Origin of the sequence: Neptunomonas japonica DSM 18939 (assembly GCF_000422765.1) — a bacterium.
GTDB lineage: Bacteria > Pseudomonadota > Gammaproteobacteria > Pseudomonadales > Balneatricaceae > Neptunomonas > Neptunomonas japonica.
On the sequence record NZ_AUGR01000015.1, the window covers coordinates 69,219 to 88,848 of the forward strand.

19 protein-coding genes are annotated in these 19,630 nt (G+C 44.6%); 7 read left to right on the top strand and 12 right to left on the bottom strand.

Annotation, left to right across the window (positions count from 1 at the left end; translation table 11 throughout):
- Positions 1-19: 19 nt before the first annotated feature.
- Both lolB and G511_RS0110665 read right to left on the bottom strand, forming a co-directional pair.
- Entirely contained in the window at positions 20-619 is a 600-nt protein-coding gene (gene lolB / locus G511_RS0110660; RefSeq protein WP_028469603.1) for a lipoprotein insertase outer membrane protein LolB, read from the bottom strand.
- Complete coding sequence (locus G511_RS0110665) at positions 616-2,322, bottom strand: tetratricopeptide repeat protein (protein ID WP_051221883.1); 1,707 nt, start codon at positions 2,320-2,322, stop codon at positions 616-618. Before G511_RS0110665 ends, lolB begins: the two co-directional genes overlap by 4 nt.
- Before the next feature lie 215 nt (positions 2,323-2,537).
- Here G511_RS0110665 and hemA point away from each other — a divergent pair, with 215 nt between their 5' ends.
- The 5 genes from hemA to G511_RS0110690 are packed head-to-tail and all read left to right on the top strand — an operon-like array spanning position 2,538 to position 6,985.
- Positions 2,538-3,803: a glutamyl-tRNA reductase gene (gene hemA / locus G511_RS0110670; protein ID WP_028469605.1), complete on the top strand. Its 1,266-nt coding sequence runs from the start codon at positions 2,538-2,540 to the stop codon at positions 3,801-3,803.
- Positions 3,804-3,806: 3 nt separating this feature from the next.
- A complete protein-coding gene (prfA, locus tag G511_RS0110675; RefSeq protein WP_028469606.1) occupies positions 3,807-4,889 on the top strand; it encodes a peptide chain release factor 1 in 1,083 nt (360 codons plus the stop codon).
- 10 nt (positions 4,890-4,899) lie between these two features.
- Positions 4,900-5,748, top strand: a complete 849-nt coding sequence (gene prmC, locus G511_RS0110680; RefSeq protein ID WP_028469607.1) for a peptide chain release factor N(5)-glutamine methyltransferase — start codon at positions 4,900-4,902, stop codon at positions 5,746-5,748.
- A gap of 56 nt (positions 5,749-5,804) precedes the next feature.
- Positions 5,805-6,566 carry a HesA/MoeB/ThiF family protein gene (locus G511_RS0110685; protein ID WP_028469608.1) on the top strand — a complete coding sequence of 254 codons (762 nt, stop codon included), beginning with the start codon at positions 5,805-5,807 and terminating at the stop codon, positions 6,564-6,566.
- Complete coding sequence (locus tag G511_RS0110690; protein ID WP_028469609.1) at positions 6,563-6,985, top strand: CoA-binding protein; 423 nt, start codon at positions 6,563-6,565, stop codon at positions 6,983-6,985. Before G511_RS0110685 ends, G511_RS0110690 begins: the two co-directional genes overlap by 4 nt.
- A 25-nt stretch (positions 6,986-7,010) precedes the next feature.
- Here the strand turns inward: G511_RS0110690 and G511_RS0110695 are convergent, their stop codons facing one another.
- Both G511_RS0110695 and G511_RS22585 read right to left on the bottom strand, forming a co-directional pair.
- Positions 7,011-8,051: a type I asparaginase gene (locus G511_RS0110695; protein WP_028469610.1), complete on the bottom strand. Its 1,041-nt coding sequence runs from the start codon at positions 8,049-8,051 to the stop codon at positions 7,011-7,013.
- Between the two features lie 23 nt (positions 8,052-8,074).
- Positions 8,075-9,394: a lyase family protein gene (locus G511_RS22585; RefSeq protein ID WP_051221885.1), complete on the bottom strand. Its 1,320-nt coding sequence runs from the start codon at positions 9,392-9,394 to the stop codon at positions 8,075-8,077.
- Positions 9,395-9,554: 160 nt separating this feature from the next.
- On the opposite strand from G511_RS22585, the gene G511_RS0110705 reads away from it, so the two are divergent.
- Entirely contained in the window at positions 9,555-10,367 is an 813-nt protein-coding gene (locus G511_RS0110705) for a helix-turn-helix domain-containing protein (RefSeq protein WP_028469611.1), read from the top strand.
- A gap of 4 nt (positions 10,368-10,371) precedes the next feature.
- Here G511_RS0110705 and G511_RS0110710 read toward each other — a convergent pair whose 3' ends face one another.
- From G511_RS0110710 to G511_RS22590, 5 genes are all read right to left on the bottom strand, one after another.
- Complete coding sequence (locus G511_RS0110710; RefSeq protein ID WP_028469612.1) at positions 10,372-10,995, bottom strand: ankyrin repeat domain-containing protein; 624 nt, start codon at positions 10,993-10,995, stop codon at positions 10,372-10,374.
- Positions 10,996-10,997: 2 nt separating this feature from the next.
- On the bottom strand, positions 10,998-11,954 hold the full coding sequence (locus tag G511_RS0110715) for an AEC family transporter (RefSeq protein WP_028469613.1): 957 nt from the start codon (positions 11,952-11,954) through the stop codon (positions 10,998-11,000).
- A gap of 143 nt (positions 11,955-12,097) precedes the next feature.
- The gene (locus G511_RS0110720) at positions 12,098-12,589 is read right to left on the bottom strand and encodes a SixA phosphatase family protein (protein ID WP_028469614.1); all 492 of its coding nucleotides are present in this window, start codon (positions 12,587-12,589) and stop codon (positions 12,098-12,100) included.
- A gap of 123 nt (positions 12,590-12,712) precedes the next feature.
- On the bottom strand, positions 12,713-14,344 hold the full coding sequence (locus G511_RS0110725) for an acyl CoA:acetate/3-ketoacid CoA transferase (RefSeq protein ID WP_028469615.1): 1,632 nt from the start codon (positions 14,342-14,344) through the stop codon (positions 12,713-12,715).
- 165 nt (positions 14,345-14,509) lie between these two features.
- Positions 14,510-15,919, bottom strand: coding sequence for a sigma-54 interaction domain-containing protein (locus G511_RS22590; protein ID WP_245573940.1), 1,410 nt, complete (start codon positions 15,917-15,919; stop codon positions 14,510-14,512).
- A gap of 131 nt (positions 15,920-16,050) precedes the next feature.
- On the opposite strand from G511_RS22590, the gene G511_RS0110735 reads away from it, so the two are divergent.
- Entirely contained in the window at positions 16,051-16,941 is an 891-nt protein-coding gene (locus G511_RS0110735; RefSeq protein WP_028469616.1) for a hypothetical protein, read from the top strand.
- A gap of 89 nt (positions 16,942-17,030) precedes the next feature.
- Here the strand turns inward: G511_RS0110735 and G511_RS0110740 are convergent, their stop codons facing one another.
- The 3 genes from G511_RS0110740 to G511_RS0110750 all read right to left on the bottom strand — a co-directional run bounded on the left by G511_RS0110740 (position 17,031) and on the right by G511_RS0110750 (position 19,619).
- Positions 17,031-17,441 carry an SMI1/KNR4 family protein gene (locus G511_RS0110740; protein ID WP_028469617.1) on the bottom strand — a complete coding sequence of 137 codons (411 nt, stop codon included), beginning with the start codon at positions 17,439-17,441 and terminating at the stop codon, positions 17,031-17,033.
- 71 nt (positions 17,442-17,512) lie between these two features.
- The gene (locus tag G511_RS0110745) at positions 17,513-18,679 is read right to left on the bottom strand and encodes a PilT/PilU family type 4a pilus ATPase (protein ID WP_028469618.1); all 1,167 of its coding nucleotides are present in this window, start codon (positions 18,677-18,679) and stop codon (positions 17,513-17,515) included.
- Between the two features lie 13 nt (positions 18,680-18,692).
- On the bottom strand, positions 18,693-19,619 hold the full coding sequence (locus tag G511_RS0110750) for an exopolyphosphatase (RefSeq protein ID WP_028469619.1): 927 nt from the start codon (positions 19,617-19,619) through the stop codon (positions 18,693-18,695).
- Positions 19,620-19,630 lie beyond the last annotated feature (11 nt).

Genomic DNA, 19,630 nt, shown 5'->3' on the forward strand with positions numbered 1-19,630 from the left:
AACGAAAATTGTGCTCTTTTTAATCAATAATTCGCCAGTTCCTTAGGATCAGTGTCAGCTTTAGCTCTTCGCGGCTCATTGTTAGTTTTCTAGGTAGGCTAGCTTTATTACCGTCAACGTAACTCTGGTATTCAATATTCCAACCTTGCTGGGTTAGTTTTGCTAAGCGATTGTCAGTCAGTGTTAGGTCGTAGGTGCTGCTAGGTGAGGGGATACCTTTGATCCAATATTGCGCATCTTGAACGGGGATTTCCCAGCCAAGACGTAGGCTGAGTAACTCTTCAGGAGATCCGGCAGCTAATGGCTGCTCACCAGGAATCTCTAGTGTTGAAGAGTATTGGTCGCCGCTAATAGTAGCGCCACCCTGGCCGAGTGGGCCTTTTAAGCTAATATTGTATGCTTGTTGGTTTTGATTCCAAGATAGGGACGCTGATTGTGAGTCATCAGGGGTGCGAATGCCTATTTTTCCTGACGTATTCCAATGAGATATTTGGTTGATAATTGCCTGATGTTCTTCCCAACTAAGAGTGGATTTAGATTCTGGGGCTTGAGTTTTAGGTATAAGGCTACAACCTGTCATTATTAATGAGAGGCTTATCAGTAAAAATATCTTTTTCATAGCTGTCCGTTCAATGTTTTCTGGGCATTCATAATATGAGGGTTTTCTGGGAACTTACTCGAAAGCTCGGCAAACAGCTCTTGAGCTTGCTGCTTTTTGTTCTGAGCTACCAGAACCGCAATAAGATGGCTGCCTACTTCTGGGTCTGGATATACTTTATAGGCTTTTGTTAAGAAGGTCAGCGCCTCATCGTAGCGGTTCAGCTTGAATAATACCCAGCCGATTGAATCCATCACGGCGGGGTCATTCGGCTTTAGGCTGATAGCCTTGGTAAGCAGTTGGTAAGCTTCTTGATAACGCTCGGTGTAAAGTGACAAGGTATAACCGAGGGCGTTCAATGCCATCGCATTGTTCGGGTCTTTATTTAGAATAAACCTAAAGTCTGCTTCTGATTGAGGAAACTCTTCAGGGGGGCGCATCATGGCACGCGAGTAACGCAGAGGAATATGATCCGGGTAGGTTGAAATCCCCCTATCTAAGCTTGTAATTGCTTGCTTCTCGAATTTGAAACTTCTCAGCCAATCAGCGTATACATTGATCAAATCAGGTGCTAATTCTGCATGGTTTGCCGTCGCTTTGGTAATGATGTCAGTAACACGGGGCTCTTTTGTGTCGCTGGCCAACAGTGCAAGTGTGCGTGTGTATGCTTGTAATACGTTATTGCCGCGATTTACTTGCAAATAGTGCTGTATAGCGAGCTCAGGGTTGTCTAACTGCTCTTCTATTAAGCCTAAGTAGAAATGTAAAGATGTATCTCGAGTACGTGAGTATAAGGTTTGTAATATAGCTTTACTGTCGTCAAGGCGGTTGAAATCTAGTGCTAATAAAGCGAGATATAGATGAAGTTGGTTATCTGCACCAAAGTTGGAGATAAGTTGATTACTTTCTTTAATAGCAGTGTTGGGCTGGTTATCTTTGTAAAGCGTTTGAATCTTGAGAATAGTGAGTTGCTTGTTTTCTGGATCCTCTTTAAGACCCGCTGAAATGACATTGAGTGCTTGTGAGTATTTTCCACTATCTTTCAGCAAGTCTGCTTTTTGAATAATGCTTGCTTCACTTTTAGGGTTCAGTTTGATGGCTTTATTAAAGCTATATAGTGCACTGTCATTGTCAGACACACGTCGTTCGAACATTCCACGTGATAGCCATAGCTCTGAATTTTTTGGTGTGCGTTTTGTCTGTTTGTTGATGATGTTTAAATATGCCTGCGCTTCTTTAAGTGGCATTTTGGCTGCATGGCTATTGAGTAGCGCTAGTATTTGGTGGCTGTTAGTCGTTAACGCTGTCTCAATGAAAGGCAGCGCCTTTGAGAACTTTCCTTGTTGAATGAGTAAACCAACCAGTAATGTTTGTGGTTCTTGGCTGTCGGGTTCGTGTTTGACCCATATTCTGGCAGCTTTTTCGAGCGAACTAGCGTCCTTCGTGAACTGTGCAATGCGAGCGGCGCGTCTGATAATGCCAGGATCGCCAGTTAACTCTGCCTGTTTCAGGTATTTCTCAAGAGAAACATCATATCGTTGTTGATGACCCGCAAGTTCAGCAATCAGAAGGTCGTATAACGATTCTCCATTTAACTCACCTTGCTTATAAGTACTTTCCCAAGCAGGCGTTGGCGCTACTGTGTCGTTCGGCTGCTGCGTTAAACTGCACCCGCTCAGTATTCCTGTACTGATAACCAACAAACAGAGTATTTTTTTTAGCACAATATATAATCGATCCAAGGTTGATGTACTACTGACTATTGTCACTATAGTAGAGTTTGATACGCCTTGTCATCGCCAAAGCATATCCTGATTAGTGTAATACTCTGTAAATAGGTTCCATTTAGTGCACTTTCACGCACGGGGAATTTCATGTTTTAGGCTAAATCGGTGTATCATTGCGCGCTTATTGATAGTCTGGTGTAGTTAATCGATCCATGTCTCTTCTTGCTTTAGGCATTAATCATAAAACGGCGTCTGTCTCCGTCAGAGAACGAGTGGCATTCAGTCCTGATAAATTGGCGGATGCTTTGCGGCAGGCCCACGGCTTTGCACAGCTGAAAGAAATTGCCATTCTCTCTACCTGTAACCGAACAGAATTGTATTGTTCAACTGAGTTGCCGGGAACACGTGCGGTATTGGAGTGGTTAGGTGAATACCATGGCCTTGAGTTGAGTGAGCTTGAAGCGTGTGCCTATACCTACTGGGATGAGTCTGCGGCTAAGCATATGATGCGGGTTGCCAGTGGCTTGGATTCTTTGGTGTTAGGTGAGCCGCAAATTTTGGGGCAGCTTAAATCAGCCTATTCATTATCGCAGGACCAAGGGTTAGTGGGGGCTGAACTGGGGCGTTTGTTTCAGCAAACCTTTTCGGTAGCCAAAAAAGTTCGTACTGATACGGCTATAGGCGAAAACCCAGTATCCGTCGCTTATGCGGCAGTTAATCTTGCACAGCATATTTTTTCTGACCTTAAAGACAGTCGGGCGTTGTTAATTGGTGCGGGTGAGACCATCGAGCTAGTGGCTCAGCATCTGGTAAACGCCGGTGTTAGTAATATTACGGTTGCGAACCGTACGGTGAGCCGTGCTTTAAGTGTTGCTGAGGCCTTTAACGGTAAAGCTGTGATGCTTGGCGATATTCCTGACGTTTTAGCCGATGCCGATATTATTATTTCATCTACTGCTAGCCAGTTACCTATTCTAGGTAAAGGTGCGGTCGAAAATGCACTAAAAAAACGCAAACATCGACCTATCTTCATGGTTGATATTGCAGTGCCGCGAGATATTGAGCCACAAGTCGCTGATCTAGATGACGTGTATCTTTACACAGTCGATGATTTGCGTGAAGTGATTGAAGAAAATCAACGTAGTCGTGAAAGTGCAGCGAAAGAGGCTGAGGCTATTATCGATGTCGGTGCTCATGAGTTTATGCGCCAGTTGCGTTCGCTCGATGCAGTCGATACGGTAACTCAGTTACGCGGGCGCTATGAGTCTTTGCGCGACGCAGAAGTTGAAGTTGCTTTGAAGCAATTGAAAAAAGGTAATGATCCCGAAGAAGTACTCGCTCAGATGGCTCGTCGCCTGACTAATAAAGTGCTTCATCACCCAACAATTCAGCTAAGAAAAGCGAGTGCGGAAGGGCAGTCTGACGTTGTGACTGCCGCTCAAACGCTTTTCCAGTTATCTGATTCGGACGAAAACTAATATATGAAAGAGTCTATTCAAACCAAGCTGGATAAGCTAGCAGATCGCTTTGAGGAATTGGCTGCACTATTAAGTGATGCCGGTGTTATCTCTAATCAGAACAAGTTTCGCGATTTCTCTAAAGAATATTCAGAGCTAGAGCCTGTGGTGCAGGCTTATAGTGCATACCAGCAAGCAGAGAGTGATGTGGCAGAAGCGCAGCTGATGATGGAAGATACTGATCCTGATATGCGTGAGATGGCCAAAGAAGAGTGGTCAGATGCTCAGGCACGTATTGCGACCCTAGAGGATGAGCTACAGATTCACCTATTACCTAAAGACCCCCATGACGGCAGTAACGTTTTCTTGGAAGTGCGTGCAGGTACTGGTGGTGATGAAGCGGCTATCTTCTCGGGCAATCTTTTTAGAATGTATTCTAAATTTGCTGAAGCACAAGGTTGGCGTATAGAGGTTATTAGTGCCAATGAAGGCGAACATGGTGGTTATAAAGAGCTAATCGCCCGTATTGTAGGGCAAGATGTTTTCTCACGAATGAAATTTGAATCGGGTGCGCATCGTGTTCAACGAGTGCCTGAAACTGAGTCTCAAGGTCGTATTCATACTTCGGCATGCACAGTGGCTGTTATGCCTGAGTTGGATGAAGTGGCTCAAGTTGAAATTAATAAAGCTGATTTGCGAGTTGATACTTACCGTGCTTCTGGTGCAGGTGGACAGCATGTCAACAAGACAGACTCCGCTATCCGTATTACTCATATTCCTAGCGGTCTCGTTGTTGAGTGTCAGGAAGAGCGCTCACAGCATAAGAACCGTGCCAAAGCGATGGCTTTGTTGGCGTCGCGTTTACAGTCTGCAGAGAAAGAAAAGCACGAAGCTGAGCAGGCCACGACACGTAAGAGTTTAGTCGGTAGTGGTGATCGTTCAGAGCGTATTCGTACTTATAATTATCCACAGGGCCGGATTACTGATCATCGCATCAATCTAACGCTGTATAAGCTTGATGAGATCATGGAAGGCAAGCTGGAAGAAGTGATCAACCCGTTGATGCATGAATATCAAGCTGAGTTGTTAGGGGCGTTATCTGAGTAGCGGAGTGACTATGCGAATTGCTGAGGCGCTATTGTGCTCTAAGCAGTTAGAAGAGGTCAGCGATTCGTCTCGGTTGGATACTGAATTGCTGTTATGCCATGTATTAGATAAGCGCACTAGCTATTTGATGACTTGGCCAGATAAGCCGCTTTTAGTTAGCCAGCAGCAGCAGTTTCTTACATTGATGGGGCGCCGCTCTAAAGGTGAACCCATCGCCTATATTTTGGGTACCCAGGCTTTTTGGACGTTAGATCTTGAAGTCTCGACAGATACCCTTATTCCTCGCGCCGATACAGAAGTATTGGTTGAAACTGCACTCTCTCTTTTTGCTAATGTGCCGTTTCTTGATCGATCATGTAGAGTGGCCGACCTAGGAGCGGGAACTGGCGCTATTGCTCTCGCTCTGGCAAGTGAGCGACCTGCGTGGGAAGTGTGGGGGTGCGATCGCATTGAGGCGGCGGTTGCGCTAGCGCAACGTAACCAGAAGAGATTAGGTCTAACTCAGGTGAGCTTTGTTCAAGGTAGTTGGCTTGAACCGCTCTCTGGGCTTTTTGACATGATTGTTAGTAACCCTCCATACATAGACTCAAGAGATGAGCACCTTGACCAAGGTGATGTGCGTTTTGAACCGCGTAGTGCATTGGTAGCTGATGGTGATGGTTTATCGGATATTCAGCATATTATTAGTGCTGCCACTGACTATCTTGTGACTGATGGGTGGCTACTGTTTGAACACGGCTATCAGCAAGGGTCTGCTGTGAGGCAGCTATTTACTGAGTGTGGTTATCAGCAGGTAAATACTTATCAGGATTACGCGGGTAACGATCGCGTTACGCTAGGCTGTTGGAGAATAGGCTGAACGGTATGACAGGCTATTGGGTTGTTAGATAAAATAAGGTGCTGGAGAAAATAATAATGCTAAGCGATGATCAGTTACTACGTTACAGCCGCCAAATTATGTTACCTGATGTGGACATTGACGGTCAGGAACGCTGGTTAACCTCTAAAGTGCTAATTATTGGCTTAGGCGGATTAGGCAGTCCTGTGTCGCTTTATCTGGCTGCTGCGGGTATTGGTGAGCTGGTCTTAGTGGATGACGATCAGGTTGATCTTTCTAATCTTCAACGCCAAGTTGTTCATACTACGGCCCGTATCGGTATGAAAAAAGTAGATTCCGCCGCACAGATGCTACGAGAGATTAATCCTGATATTAATATCGTAACGCGTGCTGAGCGTTTAGGTGCCTATGCATTACAAGCGCTTGTTGCTCAAGTTGATTTGGTGCTGGATTGTACCGATAACTTTTCAACACGTTTTGCTGTAAACCAAGCGTGTGTTGAGCATAAAAAACCGTTAGTTTCTGGTGCGGCTATTCGTATGGAAGGCCAAATTGCGGTCTTCCAGCCAGGAGTGGACGGGAGCCCTTGTTATCAATGTTTATATACCGAAGGAGATGATGAAACGCTAACGTGCTCTGAATCTGGCGTGCTGTCTCCATTGGTGGGTATTATTGGCTCAATGCAGGCGTTAGAAGCACTTAAGGTGCTGGCTAATATTGGCACGACTTTAACGGGTCGATTACTATTGTTGGATGCAAAGCATATGGAGTGGCGCTCCCTTAAGTTGAAGCAAGACCCGGCGTGCCCTATTTGCGCAAATAAGGAGATGAGAGCATGAGTGAAATCGAAAAGGTAAAACGTGTTCTTAAGAGCAGCCGAGTCATTGCATTGGTTGGTGCGAGCCTAAAACCCGAGCGTGCTAGTTACCGGGTGATGGCTTTTTTGCTAAACCAAGGCTATCAGGTTATTCCTGTTAATCCTGTTAAAGCTGGGCAGCAGCTGCATGGTCAAACTATTTTGGCTTCGCTGCAGGATATCTCTGAAACTGTCGACTTGGTGGATGTTTTTCGTAATTCAGAAGCCGCAGCGAGCGTAGTAGATGATGCTATTAGTATCGGTGCAAAAGCTGTATGGATGCAGCTTGGTGTGATTAATCAGCCCGCTGCTGATCGGGCTGAAGCCGCAGGACTCGATGTGATTATGGATCGTTGCCCTGCGATTGACATCCCAAGTTTTGGTATATCAAAAGTCTCGTAAGCTTTTCTTGGGCTTAATGCTTCTCTTACAGTGTCATCTCACCGCATAGAGGAGACGACAACAGGTCTTTAATACGTTCAATATCTGTTTCAGTGGCTAATAAAAATAGTAACTTGGTATAAGCTGCTTCAACCGTCATGTCAGCACCGGGAATCACGCCTAGTTGATTAAGACGAGCGCCCGTTGCATAAGACCCTTGTATTACTTGCCCGGAGTGGCAAAGAGTCAGGTTGACGATGACTACCCCGCGATTGTTTGCCATTTCCAACAAAGACATCAAACATTGATTATTATCCGGTGGGTTCCCCGCTCCGTAGCTCAGCATAATAACGCCTTTTATATCAGGATTATCTAGTATTGATGTCAGCTGAGCATCATTGATGCCTGGATAAAGGTGCAGTTGCGCAACCTGTTCCGTGCCGCAGTCTGGCGTTTTAAATTGTGACGTATTGTGTTGCGTGTTTTTAGTCTGACCTATGCTTTTAGCGCTGTTATCAAGCAGTTTAATTTGGATGCCTGACAGTCCTAGAGGACTGTAGTTGGGCGATGCAAAAGCGCGTAGCGATGAGGTATGCACTTTTTTGGCGCGATTGCCTCTCAATAATTGACCATCGAAACAGATGCAGACTTCTTGGTTGTTGGGTTCGCGGGCGAACTCAATAGCATTCAGTAAATTATTAGTGGCATCGGTTCTGGGTTGAGCTAAAGGAATTTGCGAACCGGTTAAAACGACAGGTTTACTTAAACCGCAAAGCATAAAAGAGAGCGCTGAGGCGGTGTAGGCCATGGTGTCGGTGCCGTGAAGAATAACGAAACCATCATATTTATCATAATGCAGTGTAATCAGCTCTGCTAACGTAGCCCAATCGGCAGGCACAATATTTGAGCTATCAATGAGCTTGTCGAGTTCGATAATATCAAAAGGCTGCAGAGCCGAGATAGATACTTTATTGAGCCGTTGCTCTAACAGTTCATTGAAACCACCTTGTGGTACGTAGCCAGATGCAGAAGGCCACATACCAATGGTACCGCCAGTATAAATTATTAGAACGCGGGACTTGTTCATGTAGCGGCCTCAATTGGGGGTGTTCATACAGCCGTCTTCAATGGGCTAGTATTTGCGGCAGCAGAGCTTAGATGATTTAGGGGATGAGTTCCATAACTAAGATCTGGCATTAGTGCTGCGAGCATGTGGCTGTTTGGTATATTAAGTTGGATCGGTGGGTTGTTGGCCGTAATGCCGCGAATACAGCGATGGTTTAGCATGTAGATAGCAGAGCTAAGCATTTTCATGGAGTTGAGGATGTTATAGATAATGACCGGTTCCATGGCGTTTAGCTGTTGAGAGCCTGCCTCTGCGGCCATGCACACGGTGACATCATGCCCAATGACTTGAAAAGCAGTTTGGCTAACAGCCTCAGGAATAACAGGGCTAGCGACACCTGGTGCAAGCGAGGAACCTGCTTGTGCAACAGGGAGGTTAATCTCATTAAAATTAGTCCGTGGATCGTTAGAAAGCATGCATATTTCACTGCAAATTTTGGAGAGCTTTATCGCTAGTTTTCTTTGAATAGCAGAGATCTTCACAAATGCTCCCATGTCGGAATCGTCACCAGGTGATTCTTTATCTGATGTGATAGGTAGCGCTGATATGCGTTTCAGGTGTTTTATTGTTGATTTCGTATAATCAGGATGGGCACGATTTGCTTGATCTTGCGATGTGCTATCAAGGTTTGTCGCGCATAGTTGTGTGCAGGCGCTTTGTATATTTACGATCTCTTCTTTCAGGGAGTCTGCAAAGTCTACAAACTCGCTGCCTAGCATTTTTGTAGCGGTATCTTGTAAGTGAGCGCCTTTTGCAAGAGGAATGCGAGCGAACTCTTCTGCTTTCTTGTCCAAGCTGCTTTTAATAGAAGATAGCGCGTGTGTGAGTGTCTGTGTGCTTAATACGATTGATAGTCGTGTTGCTGTGGCATAAGCGTCATTGGTTGTCTGTGATTTGTTAACGTCATTGTTGGGGTGTAGGTATTGATACTCACCTTTTTCGTGACCCATGATAGAGAGAGCCAAGTTAGCAATAACCTCATTGGCGTTCATGTTGGTAGATGTGCCAGCGCCTCCCTGAATTAAATCTACAACGAATTGGTTGTGTAATTCTCCTTCACGAATACGTATGCAGGCTTGGCGAATAGCATTGGTTTTTTTGCTGCTGAGTAATCCCAGTTCATGGTTTGCTTCAGCTGATGCTTGTTTCACCATTGTTAATGTATTGATGAGATCTTGAAAGTGGTGAATAGGTACACCAGAGGTATTGAAGTTGCGTAAGGCGCGTAATGTCTGAATACCGTACCAAGCACTATCTGGGAGCGTTTCATCGCCTAATAAATCATGTTCTTTTCGATTGTTCATTGGGCGACTAGCTCTTTATTAAATAGGTTGATTACCATTCAATCATACTTAAGTTGCACCTATCTATTGGGCATTGATGCAGTTTTTGATGCAGAATGTTGCTTGAAATGCATCATATAGCACCACTATAATTGAAATATCTAAAGTAAAGGCTGTGTATATGTATCAGGATCTGTCCAGTAATCTGAAATTACTCTGCAGTTATTACGATTCTATTGCTGATGTGTGCCGTCGCCTGAACCTTAATCGCACACAGTTCAATCGGTATCTAAGTGGTCGTTATAAGCCCTCGCCAAAAACTATGCGAAAGCTCTGTGATTTTTTTGGTGTAGAGGAGTATGAATTACTGCTTCCTGTAGCTCAGTTCGAGCGCCTTATTCAAGTGCGCCCGAAAGTCATTGCTCCCTCTAGTTTACCTAGAGTCGAAGATAGTCATCTGCAAGCCTTGAGTCATGCAAGTTCGGCGCAGATGGAAAAATATGTGGGGTATTATTTTGAGTACTACATGTCGATGGCGTGCCCTGGTAAGGTGCTTCGAAATTTGATCTGTATTGAAAAACGCGACGAAGGTTATTATTACCAACGCACAGAGAGACTAAAAGAAAGCCCTACTGAAGCAGCATTTCATAGTAAATATATAGGGATGGCTTTATTTCTAACTGATCGAATCTTCATGATTGATTATGAAGCGTTAGCGACGAATGAAGTTACCGAGACTGTGTTGACTCCAAGCTATAAGAACCGTATTAGCCGCTTAAATGGTTTAAGAATTGGTGTGCCTGCCAATGGTGTAAGAAAGCCCAGTTGTGCCCGTGTAGTGATGGAGTATTTAGGTTTGCAGGTTGATATCCGAAAAGCGTTAGGGCTCTGTGGCCTCTATGAGTTGAATGATGACGCTATAGACGAGTCTATTAAGGTGTCGGTGCGCAACCAGATGGATGAGACTGATTGGCACTTCACAGCGCGTGCTTAAGTGTCTATTGGTTTAAAAACATCTGTCTGATACGCAGGTCATCGACAGCGCGTTTTACATGCTGCTTTAACTCTTCGGGTAATGATTGGGGCCATTGCTCCGGTGTTTGAACACCGGAAGCTATCAAAAAATTAAGCAGCTCTTTGTTTTGAGTCTCTAATGCATAACTCAACGCATTGAGTCCTTGTGAGTCCTCTTGGTTGAGATCAATTCCATATTCGTTAAAACGACTCAGGTGAAGCATTAGTTCTGTGACAGAGCAGTGCTTAAAGCAGGCAGCTATTAAATGTGTGTTTTCATCTTGGGCTTTATATTCGGTACTCGCGCCTGATTGTAACAATGCATTGATGAGCGTTAAGCTTTGCACCTGTTTAAGGGCAACCAACAAGTAGGGCTCATCTGTTGACGAGCGCTGCTCAATATTAGCTCCGGCCTCAATAAGCATGACAAGGGCTTTGGGTTGCTGTGCAAGAATGGCAGTTTCAATAGCACTAAGCTGTTGGTCTGTTTGGTCATTTAGTACAGTCGAATCGATGTTTTGTAGTCGTTTAGCAAGAGTTGCTAAATCACCTGTTTCAATTACCTTAAATAGCTTGGATACTTTTTGTTTTTTGAATAGCGTTAGCATGCTTAGATAACCTCTAAAATTTTCATTAGATAGATGCCACTGCTTAGCGTGAATACTGAACCGATAGTCGTCGTTAAGATAATATTAGCGGCCAGCTGTGCATTGCCTCCCATTGCTTTCGCCATGACAAAGCTTGCTGCCGCAGTCGGGCAGCCAAAAAGCACAAACATTAATACCAAGTCTTGATCTGTGAAACCCGCTTGCCAAGCTCCTAGAGTGAGAATAATTGGCAGAATCAGCAATTTAGTGGCAGTAGCCCAGAATGCTTGGAAGGACGTGTGTTTTAGGCTCTTTAAATTTAATGTGGCACCAATAGTGAGCAACGCTAAGGGCAATGTAAGATTAGCAAAGTAACGGCCGGTGCGATCAACCACTTCGGGCAACGAGAATCCGAAATAGGAAAAAGGCAAAGCGAGTAATACCGCAATAATTAAGGGATTTTTTAATATCTCTATGATCACGCCGCTCAGTGATAGGGCGTTACTGCTTTTCATGGGTAGTGATAGGACAATGATCGATAGTACGTTATATAGAGGAATGACCAAAGCAAGCAGTAATGATGCTTGGGCAAGACCTGTTTGGCCAAATAAGTTGAAGCTTACCGCTAATCCTATAATCCCATAGTTACTGCGAAAGGCCCCTTGAATAAAAACGCCAAGGTCTTCGGGTTTATGAATCCATTGTTTCGCTAGCAACCAGATAGCGATAAATGTAACCAATGTTCCGGCGGCTACATAACTGAGTTGTGTGGGATTAAAAACTGCCTGAAAGTCAGTTCTGGCGATACTCATAAAAACCAGGGTTGGTAACGTAATCATAAACACCAGTTTTGATCCGGTGCTGACAAATGCCTCATTAATAACGGATGTGCGTTTTAATATAACGCCCATAAATACGATAAAAAAGATGGGCGCCACAATGTTGGCTGTAAAAGCCAATGTATCTAGGTAAAGCGCCACGTAAAGCTCCTATAAGTAAATGAAGGCAAGATAATACTGCTGTCGTGATTTAAGTGCTATGCAGTACAGTGTTGTAGAACAGTGTTATTACTCAGACAACTATTTATCAGCGCAAGTACTGTTGCTGGGTAGGCTATGTTGTCCTACTGGTGAAGCTTTGGGTAATCGAACCAGAGAAGTGTTCCGCATGACTCTGTGAGTTCAGACCAGCAGGTGATGCCTAGTTGAATATGCATAACACCACAGGTGGGAAGGTTGTTGAGCCGTTCTGCACTCAGATATTCCCCTAAACGCTGTAATCCGGGATTATGACCAAACAGCATAATGTGACGGTCCTTGTCGGAATGGCGCTGTAATGTATCGAGCAATGTTTCCATACATGAGTCGTATAGCTCAGGAACAACCTCGATGAGTGGTCGATTAGTGAGTTGTTTGCTGGTGGCTTTAGCCGTCAGGTATGCACGCGTAGCGCCGCTCGATAAACATTTGTCAGGTGTCAGGTTTGCCGCTTTTAGGCGTTCGGCCATGGCGGGCAAATCACGTTTGCCGCGTTTGTTAAGAGGGCGGTTGAAATCTTCAAGATCTGGATTTTTCCAGCTTGATTTAGCATGTCTGATAAGAGTGAGCGTGCGCATATTAGGACTCCGGCCTGAAAGCAGCTATTAGCGCAAAATAACACGGTTGGTGGCATCTTTTAAGATGTTAGAGTGTATAAAAACCAGTGATAATCTTTCTAAGCTCAGTTATTACTGTTTAGATTACTGTGAAAACTCATGATCTTGTGAGGTGTTTTCCAGCATTCGTTTCCACACTGAGCGCATATGTGGCATCGGCATGCTTCCTACACGCTGTAAGTTCATGGGGCCGTCGTTAAATAAACGAGGATCCATTAGCACATAATCATCATCGATAATGGGTATGAACCCCATATGATCGAGAATATCGGTTTTTAAGTTCACGCCAGGCGCAATTTCTAGCAGTTTTAAGCCGCTATCCGTGAGTTTGAAGACCGCTCTTTCGGTGATGAACATAACATTTTGTTGTTTTTCTAAGGCGTATTGCCCGTTAAAGGTGATCTGTTCTACGGCGGCGAGAAATTTCTTAATAGGGCCGTTCTCAATAATCGTCAATTGATTGTTGCTTACTTCGATTGTTTGAGGGCCTGACGTAAATGTGCCGAGGAAGTAAACATCGCGGGTGTTTTGCGTGATGTTAATAAAGCCTCCGCACCCGGCAAGTCGCTCGCCAAACCGGCTGACGTTAATATGGCCTTGTGGGCTTGCTTGTGCTAAACCAAGGAAGGCTTGGTCCAGACCTCCGCCGTCGTAAAAATCGAATTGAGCGGGTTGATCAATAATAGCATCTGCATTGGCAATAGCTCCAAAGCTTAAGCCGCTGGCGGGAGATCCTCCAATGCCGCCAGCTTCAACTGTCAATGTGAACTCTTTAAGCCTGCCTTCTTCTGCAGCAATGTGTGAGATGATTTCTGGTATGCCAATACCTAAGTTAACGACCGAGCCTTTGCGTAGCTCCATTAAAGCGCGCCGACCAATGACCTTACGTGCGGACAGAGGAACAGATTGCAGTGAGTTGCCGGTACGAATCTCGCCGCAATAAGCAGGGTTGTATTGCTCAGCAAATGTTTGCGGATGGTCCTGCGCTTCTGACAGCACTACATGGTCTACTAAAATACCAGGAATACGAACACGGTCTGGTGTTACTTGGTGTAGTTCAGTAGTACGTTCGACTTGCACAATAACCGTGCCGCCGCTGCTTTTAACCGCTTGAGCGATAGCCAGTGCTTCTAATGGTAGCGCTTCTTTCTCCATTGAAATATTACCGTTTCTATCAACAGTTGTACCGCGAAGCAAGGCTACATTAATGGGAAATGTCTTGTATAAAAGAAAAGGGGAGCCGGCTATTTCTATGCGTTCCACAAGGTCTTCTTGAGTACGCTTGTTGATTTTTCCGCCACCCTGCTCTGGGTCGACAAACGTATGTAATCCCACGTGCGTTAATGTGCCAGGTTTACCAGCTGCGATATCACGAAAGAGATGACAGATAACGCCTTGAGGCAGATTATATGCTTCAATTTTATTATCAATAGCCAGTTTCCCGAGGCGCGGAGCTAAGCCCCAGTGCCCTCCAATGACGCGCTTTAGCATGCCTTCATGGCCAAATCGATTCAGCCCGCGGTTTTTTGCGTCACCTTGCCCTGCTGCATACACTAGATTAAGACTGCTAGGGTGACCGGTCGCTAAGAAGCGCTTCTCAATAGCTTTTGCGAGTGTCTCTGCAAACCCTATACCGATAAAGCCAGCGGTTGCGATAGTGTCATTATCTGCAATGAGTAACGCGGCTTCTTGAGCTGAAATAAGACGATTGGGCATACCATTACCTGTAAATTGTTTTTTATTGTTCACTGGTTATAGCAAAAGACGAGCCAGTCATTTTTTTATCAATAAAATCATATGCTTGTGTGTTTTTGGTCAATCGTGCTTATTATGTAGTGTATTGCTGTGTAGACACTAGTGTATGGTTTGTATGTAGTGTGTCTATTCGTCTTTACACTTTTTTAAGCGCTCATATAAGGTGGCTCTAGAAATCCCTAATAGTTTGGCGGCGCTACTTTTATTGCCCCCTGTTTGCTGAAGTGCTTCTCTCAGTGCGTCTTGCTCTAGCCTTAGCCGTGTTTCATGAAGATTTATCGGCAAAGGGTTGGTATCAACACAGGGAAGATCATCAAATGCACCTAAGTCTGCGGGTTCAATAGCAGTACCTTCTGCCATTACACAGCCGCGCTCTAAACGGTTGTGGAGCTCCCGGACATTTCCAGGCCAGCTGTATTCAAGCAGCCATTGTCGCGCAGTATCTGTTAATGCGAGTGCAGGAATCTGTGCTTGCTGTTGAATATTTTTTAGCATATGAATACACAGTAATGGGATATCGTCTTTGCGCTCCCGAAGCGGCGCTAAGCGTATGGGTAATACATTCAGTCGATAATAAAGATCGGCACGAAACTTACCTTCATCAACTAGTTTTTTAAGGTTGCCTGACGTCGCCGCAATAATGCGAACATCGACTTGCTCTAAACGGTTTGATCCCAGTGCTTCTACTTCTCGCTCTTGTAAGACCCTAAGAAGCTTAGCTTGCATGGTAAGAGGCATTTCGGCAATCTCATCTAAAAACAGAGTACCGCTATTTGCTAACTGTATTTTTCCTTTTCGTCCGTTTTTATCGATACCTGTATAGGCTCCGGGAGCTGCTCCAAACAATTCGGCCTCAACGAGTGACTCTGGTAAAGCTGCCATATTGATGCCAACAAATGGGCCTCCGTTTCGCTGGGAAGCATGATGAATACCTTGGGCGAGCAGCTCTTTACCTGTTCCCGTTTCGCCAAGTAGAAGCACAGTGGTATCTAACAATGCAGCTCTGCGTGCTTGTCTTTTTAATTGTTGAATGATGGCTGATTGGCCAATTAAATCATCCAGTGCGTAGCGAGAGGGGCGAATCAATTTTTGCTGTTCGAGCTGGCGTTTAAGGCGAGCAAATTTATCAAATAATGGTCTGAGGCTTTCTAGATCAGTATAAAAAATAAAACCAATAGCACCCATCACAGTGCCGTTGTTATCTTTTAATGGCATGCGTGTTACCACGCACCAGCGATTGTTAATTTGCATGAGGTCGACAAAGGTGGGTTTGCCGCTTTTTAATACACGGGGTAGCTGTGTGTTAGGCAGCAACTCTTCAATAGGCGTACCGATAAGTGTTTTGTTTTCAGCTATGTTAATGAGTTGTCGATATTTAGGGCTCATCCAGATAATACGACAAGATGCATCTACAGCAATGGCTCCTTCGCAGAGGCTTGAAAGTAGCTCAAAGGGATGCTGCTTGCTGGTTTGCCCGCTCAGTAACTCATCAAGACAGATATGTTGCTCAGGTTGCTGAACTTTTGGAGTGGTCAATGCTGCATCCTTTTTTATCTATAAATATTTTGTTTGCATTAGGCTTATAAATTTGTACTCATATGTACCATGAAAAACAAGTACTGACTTTAAACCACGTTGCTTATTAATTGCTTCTCAGGACATGCTCCATGGATAAAATATCAACCACAGCGTTATCAAAACTGCGTTCCATGTCGAGTAAAGCGCTATTTGCGCAATTAGAAAATGCTGGATGGATTGTGCGTTTAGAAAAAAACTGGGAGTTAACGACCAGTGGCAGAGAGCGGGGGGGAGAAGTAAAGCAAAGTGATAAGTTTGGATCTTATATTGTTTGGCCACCTCAGTTAAAAATTGAGGGCGAAGCCGCAGTGGTTGCCTATGATAAAGATGACCTTCATAGCGCGGCTAATATAGGGCAAAAAGTTGCATTATCAGCACGGCAAGTTAACGCGTTGTTTTCTGAGTTAGGTTGGGTGGATCGTCATCACAAAGGCTGGCAGTTAACGGGGCAAGGAAAGGCATTAGGGGGAGTACAAAAAGAGAGCCAAAAAACCGGAATTCCTTATGTACTCTGGCCGCTCGCTTTTATTCATAACCTTGCTTTTCAGCGTTCCCTGAAAGCGCTTAAAGGAGATCTTGGCCAGGCTTTGGGGCTAAATGAATACACGAGCGAAGAGGTCTCCGTTTTTAGGAAGAAATTTCCTGCCAACTTTCGAGCGGTAGATGGTCATCAGCTTCGCTCAAAAGCCGAAGTGCTGATCGACAATTGGCTGTATCTAGCGGACATCGCGCATGCTTATGAACGCCGTTTGCCGATTGAAGAAGATGTCTACAGTACTTTTTATATACCCGCTGGAAAGATATATGTTGAGTTATGGGAGCATGAGAGTGACCCAGAGTATCAAAAAATTAAGCAACAAAAGCTGCAGGCGTATTCAAAATATGGATTAACACTTCTAGAGTTACGTGAGAGCGATATTACAAGTTTAGATGATGTCATGCCCCGCTTATTGTTAAAGAATGGCATAGAGGCTTATTAAGAGGCGTTGTTGAGTACAGCAGATAGATTGAATGTATGAAGAAAGGGCTATTAATAGCCCTTAATTATGAAGTGAACTGTCACAGGGAGCTATTCTGCGTCACTCATCCAAATATCACTAACCCAGTCCCACAGGTTATCCCACTGCTCTTCATTTACCTCTTCCTCTGCTGACCAGAAGCCGATAGAGCCATCTTGTTCGATAAAGTAATAACCGCCATTCGCTTCGCAAAATGGGATTAGCTCTCTCGGCAAACCTAAAGACCATGCTGTTGCCGTTAGCTCTGGCAGGTGCGTATGTGAATGTGGTTCAGTCGCAGTGACAGGGGATAGGGAGCCAACTACAACATCGCTAGCCTCTAGCAGAAACTCTTTTAGGTCTGCAGGAATAGAGATTAAAATTTCCTCTTCCAACTCAACCAGCTCATCTTCCGTTGGGAGGCGAACTGAGTTGAAGCGGTCTTCGTTTAATTCACGAAGTTCATCAATGATGTCGTTCATATTAAGTAATAAGAGTCCTAAAGCCTGCGTGGTTAAAAGCTAATAATAGATGGTGGAGTTTACAGGATAAATTAGAACACTGTTTGGCCTTTGTGATCGTCAATTTCTTCCGTCTCGTCTTCTTCAACTTTATCTTCTTCGAGACTGAAGTTTAATCCACCACTGCTGCTGTTATTACCCTCTTCACTTAACTTAAATTTTAAGCGCAGGTTATTAGCTGAATCAGCATTTTTTATAGCTTCTTCCTCGCTAATTTTTCCTTCTCTGGCGAGCTTGAAAAGGGCTGAATCGAAGGTTTGCATACCTAAGGCTTCGGACTTTGCCATAATCTCTTTAATGCCATCGATATCGCCTTTAAATATCAACTCTTTAATTGTTGAGGTTCCGAGGAGAATCTCTATGGCCGCCGCTCGTTTTCCATCAATTGTATGCACTAGACGCTGCGAAACAATGGCGCGTACGTTCAGTGAAAGGTCAGTGAGGAGCTGGTGGCGCTTTTCTTCTGGGAAAAAGTTGATAATACGGTCAAATGCTTGGTTGGCATTATTGGCGTGCAGCGTAGAAATTGCGAGATGGCCCGTTTCAGCAAAAGCTAAGCAGTGTTCCATTGTTTCTTTGTCGCGCACCTCTCCAATTAGAATAACATCGGGAGCTTGGCGAAGCGTGTTAATCAGTGCGTTGTGGAAACTACGTGTATCTACACCGACTTCACGCTGATTAACGATCGACTTTTTATGGTGATGTACGAACTCGATGGGGTCTTCAATGGTGATGATGTGTCCACCACTATTGCTGTTTCGGTGGTCAATAAGAGCCGCGAGTGATGTCGATTTACCAGAACCTGTTCCGCCTACAAATAGCACCAGACCACGTTTGGCCATAATGACATCTTTAAGTACATCTGGTAGACCGAGGTCTTCCATGCGGGGAATATCCGTCTTGATATTTCGAGCAACGATAGCAACATCATTACGTTGTTTAAAAATATTAAGACGAAAGCGGCCTGACTTCTCAACAGAGATGGCTAGGTTCATCTCTAAATCGTGCTGGAAGGCAATTTTTTGCTCTGCGTCCATCACTTGTAAGGCGATTTTTTCGATCTCTCCAGGCTGAAAAGGGGTTTTGCTCAGTGGTTTTAAAACCCCCTGAAACTTTCCACAAGGCGGTGCTCCCGTTGATAGGTAAAGATCGGAACCATCTTTAGCAGCCAGTAAGCGAAGGCAATCGTAGAAGTCCATTTAATAATCCTGTTTATCCGTCAGCGTTAATTTGAGCAGTGAGCTTGTGCAATGTGTCTGTTGCTTTGTCATTATCTACTTGGCAGGTTCCTGCTGCTTGGTGTCCGCCACCGTTATAGGTCAGCATTAACTCGCCAACATTGGTTTTGGATGAACGGTCAAAGATAGACTTTCCTGTTGCAAATACCGTGTTCTGTTGTTTAAGACCCCACAGTACATGGATTGAAATGTTGCATTGTGGAAACATAGCATAAATGACAAAACGATTACCGGCGTAGATGACTTCTTCGTTACGTAAGTCCAGAACGACTAAGTTGCCGTGGACTGTAGCGCAGCGCGTGATTTGGTCCTTGAATTTTTTCTCTTGCTCAAAGTAGAGATCGACACGCTCTTTAACATCAGGGAGTGCTAAAAGATCGTCGATTGAATGGTCTTTGCCGTAATCAATTAGATCCATCATTAAATTGTAATTAGAGATGCGGAAGTCGTGAAAGCGACCGAGACCCGTGCGAGCATCCATAATGAAGTTGAGCAATTCCCAGCGTTTGGGGTTTAGTGCTTCCTCTTGGTTGTATTGCGCTGAGTCTCCTTTATCTACCGCAGACATCATGCTTTTCCATTCTTTAGGAAAGGCTGCTTCTCCACCGTAATGCTTCCATACAACACGTGCAGCAGAAGGGGCTTCTGGGTCGATAATATGGTTAGGTCGATCGCCTTGATTGCGCAGCGTCTCTGATAGATGGTGATCAAAAACTAAGTGAGCTGCAGCGACATAAGGTAAGTTTGTCGTGATGTCGTTATCAGAAATGCTGATCGTGCCATCCTGCATGTCTTTAGGATGAACAAACGTAATATCGTTAATTAGGTCGAGGTGTTTAAGTAAAATTGCACACACTAGACCGTCAAAGTCGCTGCGGGTGACTAATCGAAATTGAGACATACCAGTATTCC

Bases quoted from the DNA above. Each gene is read 5' to 3' on its own strand.
- prmC (WP_028469607.1), top strand. From the start codon at position 4,900: ATGCGAATTGCTGAGGCGCTATTGTGCTCTAAGCAGTTAGAAGAGGTC.
- lolB (WP_028469603.1), bottom strand. From the start codon at position 619: ATGAAAAAGATATTTTTACTGATAAGCCTCTCATTAATAATGACAGGT.
- G511_RS0110720 (WP_028469614.1), bottom strand. From the start codon at position 12,589: ATGCGCACGCTCACTCTTATCAGACATGCTAAATCAAGCTGGAAAAAT.
- G511_RS22585 (WP_051221885.1), bottom strand. From the start codon at position 9,394: ATGAACAATCGAAAAGAACATGATTTATTAGGCGATGAAACGCTCCCA.
- hemA (WP_028469605.1), top strand. From the start codon at position 2,538: ATGTCTCTTCTTGCTTTAGGCATTAATCATAAAACGGCGTCTGTCTCC.
- G511_RS0110735 (WP_028469616.1), top strand. From the start codon at position 16,051: ATGGATAAAATATCAACCACAGCGTTATCAAAACTGCGTTCCATGTCG.
- G511_RS0110745 (WP_028469618.1), bottom strand. From the start codon at position 18,679: ATGGACTTCTACGATTGCCTTCGCTTACTGGCTGCTAAAGATGGTTCC.
- G511_RS0110710 (WP_028469612.1), bottom strand. From the start codon at position 10,995: ATGCTAACGCTATTCAAAAAACAAAAAGTATCCAAGCTATTTAAGGTA.
- G511_RS0110685 (WP_028469608.1), top strand. From the start codon at position 5,805: ATGCTAAGCGATGATCAGTTACTACGTTACAGCCGCCAAATTATGTTA.
- G511_RS0110725 (WP_028469615.1), bottom strand. From the start codon at position 14,344: ATGCCCAATCGTCTTATTTCAGCTCAAGAAGCCGCGTTACTCATTGCA.
- prfA (WP_028469606.1), top strand. From the start codon at position 3,807: ATGAAAGAGTCTATTCAAACCAAGCTGGATAAGCTAGCAGATCGCTTT.
- G511_RS0110690 (WP_028469609.1), top strand. From the start codon at position 6,563: ATGAGTGAAATCGAAAAGGTAAAACGTGTTCTTAAGAGCAGCCGAGTC.
- G511_RS0110750 (WP_028469619.1), bottom strand. From the start codon at position 19,619: ATGTCTCAATTTCGATTAGTCACCCGCAGCGACTTTGACGGTCTAGTG.
- G511_RS0110695 (WP_028469610.1), bottom strand. From the start codon at position 8,051: ATGAACAAGTCCCGCGTTCTAATAATTTATACTGGCGGTACCATTGGT.
- G511_RS0110740 (WP_028469617.1), bottom strand. From the start codon at position 17,441: ATGAACGACATCATTGATGAACTTCGTGAATTAAACGAAGACCGCTTC.
- G511_RS0110705 (WP_028469611.1), top strand. From the start codon at position 9,555: ATGTATCAGGATCTGTCCAGTAATCTGAAATTACTCTGCAGTTATTAC.